We start from the raw sequence: 6,188 nt of genomic DNA, 5'->3' as shown, positions 1-6,188 counted from the left end.
CGTTTTGGTGGTCTTGTCGACCAGCGTCTCGACGAAGGCGAACAGGTTGCGGCCATAAAGCAGCGAGGCGGAAGCAGCGACGCGGCCCGGCACGTTGAGATGGCCAACGATCTTGACGTTGTTGGCGGTGGTCACGACCTGACCCGGCACCGCGCCCTCGACATTGCCGCCGCGCTCGACCGCGAGGTCGACCAGCACCGAACCCGGCTTCATCGAAGCGACCATGGCCGCCGAAACCAGCTTCGGCGCCGGGCGGCCGGGGATAAGCGCCGTGGTGATGACGATGTCCTGCTTGGCGATATGCTCTGATGTGAGTGCCGCCTGCTTGGCCTGGTATTCCTTCGACATTTCCTTGGCGTAGCCGCCGGCCGTTTCGGCCGCCTTGAATTCCTCGTCCTCGACCGCGAGGAACTTTGCGCCGAGCGAGGCGACCTGTTCCTTGGCGGCGGGACGAACGTCGGTGGCGGTGACGACCGCACCAAGCCGGCGCGCGGTGGCGATTGCCTGCAGGCCGGCAACGCCGACGCCCATGATGAAGACCTTTGCCGCCGGCACCGTGCCCGCCGCCGTCATCATCATCGGCAATGCGCGATCATATTCCGAAGCGCCGTCGATCACCGCCTGGTAGCCGGCGAGATTGGCTTGGCTAGACAGCACGTCCATCGACTGGGCGCGGGTGATGCGCGGCATGAATTCCATCGAAAAGGCGGTGACGCCGGCCTTGGCAAGAGCTGCAACGGCGGCATCATTGCCGTAGGGATCCATGATGGCGATGACCGCCGTACCGGGCTTGTAGCTCTTCAGTTCGGCATCACTGGGCCGACGCACCTTCAGCACCACATCGGCCTTGGCGACATCTGAAGCCTTGCCGATGGCAGCGCCGGCGCTCGCATAATCGGCATCGATGATGCGCGAATTCAGACCGGCACCCGCCTCGACAATGACGTCGAAGCCCAGCGCCGCCAACCGTTTCACCGTATCGGGCGAGGCCGCGACGCGCGGCTCGTTGGCATCGAGTTCACGAGGGATGAAAACCGTCTGTCCCACCGCATGATCCTTTCGGCCGGAAGCTGTTTCCCGCAAGACGCCGGCCGGCCTCGCGGCGGCGCCATGGACAAGGTGTCGGAAAAATCTATCGGAGGATAAAGGCGCCGACGGCCAGAATCAGCACGAACAGGATAGTCGCCGAGAAGAAGCCGCCCGCGAAGAAACCGAAGGCCATCGCCAGAAGCAGGGCTCCGCAGAAAAGCGATCCATACTTGGCCAGTGCGAGGAAGCCCGCATAGGTGCGGTCATGCTCTGCATAGTCCATCTTCGCGCCCAGTTCGACAGGACCGGTCGGCGAGTGATCAGCCATAGGAATACCCCTTCGAAGACATCTTTCAGGCACATAGCGAAAAGCCGGGCCGAGAGCAATGGCGCTATTGCCGCATCGCAGCCGACAACTGCCTCAAAGGAAAATTGAAGCCGGCTGCCGACGCGCGCTGGAATCCGCCCCGGATCCGGGTGCCTGATCGGAAAGATCCTCCGAAAGCGGTCTAGGCGAACGCTGGCGCCGCCTCAAACGGCGCTGTCAGCCGACAAGATGCGGGAAAAGCCCGAGCAGTCCGACGACGATCAGATAGAGCGCGACGATGTAGTTCAACAGCCTTGGCATCACGAGAATCAGCACGCCGGCGATCAGCGAGATGAGCGGGGTGAGCGCAAGCGTGGAAATGGTCATGTCGGGTTCCTTTTGACAAATCCGTCGAAATGGAGACGCCGGGGGGGCAACGCCCCGCCGTCATCAGAACGCGAATCCGGCCGGAAAGCTCCAGGCATTCGCCAAAAATCGCGTGGCCTCAAGCGGCTTCGCGAAAATACTTTGCCGTTGGCAGGATGGTCAGCGGCGCCAGTTCGCCCGCACCAGGCGTCTCGAACAGCATGCGCTGCTCCATAGGTGTCGAGCGGAAGAACGGGAACCGAGAGAAGGAGCGCTCGCGGATCGCGTTGACGTTGGCCCTGTAGAGCACGACCTTGTAGTTCAGGCCTGGATAGTCGCGCAGCTCGCCGATCTGCTCCGAACAGTAGATGCGACGGTAGAAACCCGCATGTTCCGGCCGGATGGTCGACAGGCAGTAAGGTGCATCGAAATAGAAGCAAGCCATACCGGCGAGGCGCAACGTCAGATAGGGAATCTGCGGATAGACCTTTGACCAGTCGGGGTCGGCGGCAAAGCGGCTCGGGTCGGTGAAATGCGCGCCGGCGGCGAGCATCGGCCGCAAGATGTCACCATAGACCGTGGTTGAGGGCGATTGCGGGGTCGCGCTGCAGGCATGATGGATGCGGAGCGTGCTGACCAGTTCCCCGTCAATGTAAATGCCGAACTTCGAGCAATTTTCGGCTTCGTCGAGCTCGTCATGCACAATATGATCTGGGTTTTCCACCACCATATCGCTCAGCCGATAGGACTTGTAGCGCAACCTGTAGATGTCTTCGAGATCTTCGCCCTTGTCGCAGCGGCGATACTCTGTGCGTTCTAGCATTGCCGAGACATTTCGAGCAAATCTCGACATGCTATCGGACGAATTTTCTCCGTCCGCGCCCGCCGCTTGGCGAAGCGCTGTCAACTGCGCATCCATCGTGCATCCCCGTAAGTTGCCGCCGCAGTTCAACCCTACGACAGGCCCCCGGGATGTAAAGATGAAAATGGGACAGGCGTTGTTTACTCATCGTTAACGTTAACAATTCGTAAAATTTTACGAAAAAGCATCACTTCTCTGTCAGTAGATCAGCGGCGCGCCGCCCTCTTGGCTGTGTTGATGTCCTTGGCGAAGGGCCAGACCGTGGTCGACATGGTCTCGATGCCGGAGGCGCTGAGCGCCGAACCGAAAAGGAACCCCTGGACAAGGTCGGGCTTGACCTGCAGCGCCAGAATCTTGAGCTGCTCGAAGGTCTCGACCCCTTCGACGGTCACCGAAAGCCCCAGCGGCCGCGACAGGTTGACGATGCCCTTGAGCAGCTCGAGCGAACGGGGATTCTGGGTGACGTCCATCAGGAACGAGCGGTCGATCTTGATCTTGTCGAGCGGCAGCTTGTGCAGGTAGCTCAGGCTCGAATAGCCGGTGCCGAAATCGTCGAGCGCGATGCGCACGCCAATCTGCTTCAGCTCCTCGATGTACTGGCGCGTCAGCGACTTGTCGTCGAGCAGCGCCGTTTCGGTGACCTCGATCTCGAGCCGGCCGGCCGCGAGGCCGGTGCTGGCCAACGCATCGCGAACCTTCTGGATGACGTCGCGGTTGCGGAAATCCTTGGCGGAAAGATTGACCGAGACGCTGGTCTGGTCCGGCCATTTGGCGCATTCGGCGCAGGCTGCCTGCAGCACGAAGGTGCTGATCTCGGAAATGATGCCCATTTCCTCGGCCAATGGAATGAAGATGCTGGGCGAGACCGGTCCGAGATCGGGATGGTCCCACCGGCACAGCGCCTCGCAGCTGGCGATACGCATGGTGCTCATCGCCACGATCGGCTGATAGACCACCCGCAAGCCCTTGCTTTCCACCGCGCTGCGCAGATCCGCCTTCATCAGCTGACGGTTGCGGAAGGCGGCATCCATCGAGGCTTCGAACAGCCGCCAGCTGTTCTTGCCGAGCTCCTTGGCCTTGTAGAGCGCCAGGTCCGCCTTGACGATCATGGCGTCGACATCGGTGTCCTTGACCCGCGACAGCACCGCGCCGCCGCTGGCCTGGATGCGCAGCCCGTGACCGGCGACGTCCACCTCCCCCTGCAGTTCGGCGAAAATCTCGTCGAGCTGGCTGGTCAGATGGCTCTCGTCCTCGACGCGGTCGAAGAAGATCATGAACTCGTCGCCGCCGAAACGGCTGACCGTGATGCCTTGCCCGGCAATGGCGGCAAGCCGCTCGGCAACGGCGTAGATCAAGCCGTCGCCGATCGGATGGCCAAGCGTGTCGTTGACGCTCTTGAAATCGTCGAGGTCAAGCACCGCAAGGCCGCAGAGACGGTCGCGATCGCCTGATACCATGGCCTCGCCGATAAGTTCGTGGAAATAGGCGCGGTTGGGCAGGCCGGTGAGATTGTCGTAGCGTGCCATGAAGCGGATCTTGTCTTCCGCCTCGACACGGGCGGTGACGTCCTCGAAGGTGATGACACCCAGCTCCTGGCTGCCTTCGCGAGCCGAGAATTCGTAGTGCTGGCCGTTGGCGAGGGAAACCAGCACCTTGCGGTCGCGGCCCTCGCGCAGGGCGCGGGTCAGCTGAGCTTCGATATAGCGGCAATCCTTGGGCGCCAGCATGCCGCCGGCGACGCCACGCATCAAAAGACCATGGATCGACCGCCCGAGCAGCGCGTCCGGCGACTTCAGCGACATCAGATGCGCGGCCTCGGCATTGGCCACCGCGACGCGGCCGTCAGGGCCAAGCATGACAAGCCCATGCGACATGGTGTTGAGCGCCCGGTTGAAGCGCTGGGCGATGCGATTGGCCTTCTTTTCCTCGGACAGGGCAGCGAAAAGCACCTCGCGGACCAGATCGGCGAAGCGCTTGATGGCAAAAAGAAATGGCGCCGAAAGCAGGCCGAGAATGAAGTGATAAGGATCGCCACGCAGGATGAAGCCCAGCGAGATCGGCCAGGTCATGGTCATGATGAAGATCACGACCATCCTGGGCGAACCATAGTTGCGGCCAGCAATAGACGTGGCGGAGGCAAGCGTCACGCAGACGGCAGCTATCTCCGCGAATGAGTCATAGGCAAGGTAGATGCCGACAAAGCAAAAGGCACCAAGCATGAAGCCATGCATCGAGCCGTACAGTATGTAGTCGTTCTCGCGGCGACGCGCCTCTTCCCAATTTTGAGGCGACGGAGCGTGACGATATTTCCTGATGTTGCGAAGACGAAGGAAGGCGACGGTCAGCAATCCGAGGGTGACCGCGAGATAGGCCGGATCCCTGGTTTTCCAGTAAACCAGCACTACCAGCAGCGTTTGGGCAAAGAATCCGATCGAAAGCGTCAGCCCGTCGCGAAACAGGGTTTCCACGAACGGAATGTAGACGTCGACCGGGATCTCGTTCTTTTTTCTCAGATTCAACGCCTGAATCCCAACCCTTGGGGACCCAAGCAGTGTCACATCCGCCTTAAGAAAGATTTAGAGAGGCCCTCACGCCCCCGCCGTCAAGCCGGGTGACGCAACGGAAAGTGAGGAAACTGTCGTTCAGGTAAACAAGGCGTATCGATCATTCGGCGGCTTGAAGTTTCGGCCGCGCAGGCGTGCCCGACAGGCGTTCGAGCAGTCTTTGGCGCTCGCCGGCGGCCTTTTCCGCGCTGGCTTGGCGGACGTGGCCATAGCCGCGAATGAGAGCTGGCACCGATGCCAGCGCAACCGCCGCATCGACCCTGGCCGGGGCCAGCGATCCGGCGATGAGTTCCAGATCCGCCTCGTACCGAGCAAGAAGCTGCCGCTCCATGCGCCGCTCGGCGGTGTAGCCGAACAGGTCGAAGGCGGTGCCGCGCAGGCCCTTCATCGCCGCCAGCAGGCGAAAACCCTTCATCATCCAGGGCCCGAAGCTCGATTTCCTAGGGCTGCCGTCATTGCCGCGGCGGCCCATGATCGGCGGCGCGAGATGGAATTCGAGCTTTTCGTAGCTCTGGAACTGTTTTCCCAGTTCAGCGGCGAAAGAGCCGTCCGTGTAAAGACGCGCCACCTCGTATTCGTCCTTGATCGCCATCAGCTTGAACAGGTTCCTGGCGGCAGCTTCCGACACCACGGTCGAACCAGGCACGGCCTTCGTTTCGGCGGCGCGCAAAACGGCCAGTTTCTCGGCATAACGCCTGCCATAGGCGGCATTCTGATAGGCGGTCAGGAAAGCGACCCGGCGGGCAATGATATCGTCCAGCGTCTCGGCGACATCGGTAGCCTGGCCGGTCTTGCCAGCGACGGTTGGACCCGGCTGGGCGACGAGGCCGTGCACGAAATCCGGCTGATGGGCGGCGCGGCGGCCCCAGCGGAAGGCGGCGATGTTCATCGCCACGGCTTCGCCATTGAGCTCGATCGCCTTCTCGACGGCCTCGGCCGACAGCGGCAGGCCGCCATGCTGGAAGGCAAAGCCGAGCATGAACATGTTGGCGCCGAGCGAATTGCCGAAAAGTGCTGTGGCGGTGCGGGTGGCGTCGAAGAAATGCGCCTTGTCGTCGCC

The 6,188-nt window shown here is 61.7% G+C and carries 6 protein-coding genes; all 6 read right to left on the bottom strand.

What is annotated here, in order from left to right:
• On the bottom strand, positions 1 to 1,047 hold a 1,047-nt coding region (locus EN935_RS18340), incomplete at its 3' end, for a Re/Si-specific NAD(P)(+) transhydrogenase subunit alpha (RefSeq protein ID WP_127373495.1).
• Between the two features lie 85 nt (positions 1,048 to 1,132).
• Positions 1,133 to 1,357, bottom strand: coding sequence for an aa3-type cytochrome c oxidase subunit IV (locus EN935_RS18335; RefSeq protein WP_013528204.1), 225 nt, complete (start codon positions 1,355 to 1,357; stop codon positions 1,133 to 1,135).
• Between the two features lie 216 nt (positions 1,358 to 1,573).
• Positions 1,574 to 1,723, bottom strand: a complete 150-nt coding sequence (locus EN935_RS18330) for a DUF3096 domain-containing protein (RefSeq protein ID WP_109665714.1) — start codon at positions 1,721 to 1,723, stop codon at positions 1,574 to 1,576.
• Positions 1,724 to 1,841: 118 nt separating this feature from the next.
• On the bottom strand, positions 1,842 to 2,621 hold the full coding sequence (locus EN935_RS18325; RefSeq protein WP_126067378.1) for a hypothetical protein: 780 nt from the start codon (positions 2,619 to 2,621) through the stop codon (positions 1,842 to 1,844).
• Positions 2,622 to 2,770: 149 nt separating this feature from the next.
• On the bottom strand, positions 2,771 to 5,083 hold the full coding sequence (locus EN935_RS18320) for an EAL domain-containing protein (RefSeq protein ID WP_109665708.1): 2,313 nt from the start codon (positions 5,081 to 5,083) through the stop codon (positions 2,771 to 2,773).
• A 145-nt stretch (positions 5,084 to 5,228) separates the two neighbouring features.
• Positions 5,229 to 6,188, bottom strand: a 960-nt coding sequence (locus EN935_RS18315; protein WP_206534533.1) for a DUF6537 domain-containing protein, incomplete at its 5' end; no start/stop codon positions are given.

This window comes from Mesorhizobium sp. M7D.F.Ca.US.004.03.1.1 (genome assembly GCF_003998635.1).
Taxonomy (GTDB): Bacteria; Pseudomonadota; Alphaproteobacteria; order Rhizobiales; family Rhizobiaceae; genus Mesorhizobium; species Mesorhizobium loti.
The sequence above is the reverse complement of the archived record's forward strand: the minus strand, read 5'-3'. Positions and strand labels throughout refer to the sequence as shown.

What these genes read in the sequence shown, in the direction of transcription:
- EN935_RS18335 (WP_013528204.1), bottom strand. Translation starts at nt 1,357, where the DNA reads ATGGCTGATCACTCGCCGACCGGTCCTGTCGAACTGGGCGCGAAGATG.
- EN935_RS18330 (WP_109665714.1), bottom strand. Translation starts at nt 1,723, where the DNA reads ATGACCATTTCCACGCTTGCGCTCACCCCGCTCATCTCGCTGATCGCC.
- EN935_RS18325 (WP_126067378.1), bottom strand. Translation starts at nt 2,621, where the DNA reads ATGGATGCGCAGTTGACAGCGCTTCGCCAAGCGGCGGGCGCGGACGGA.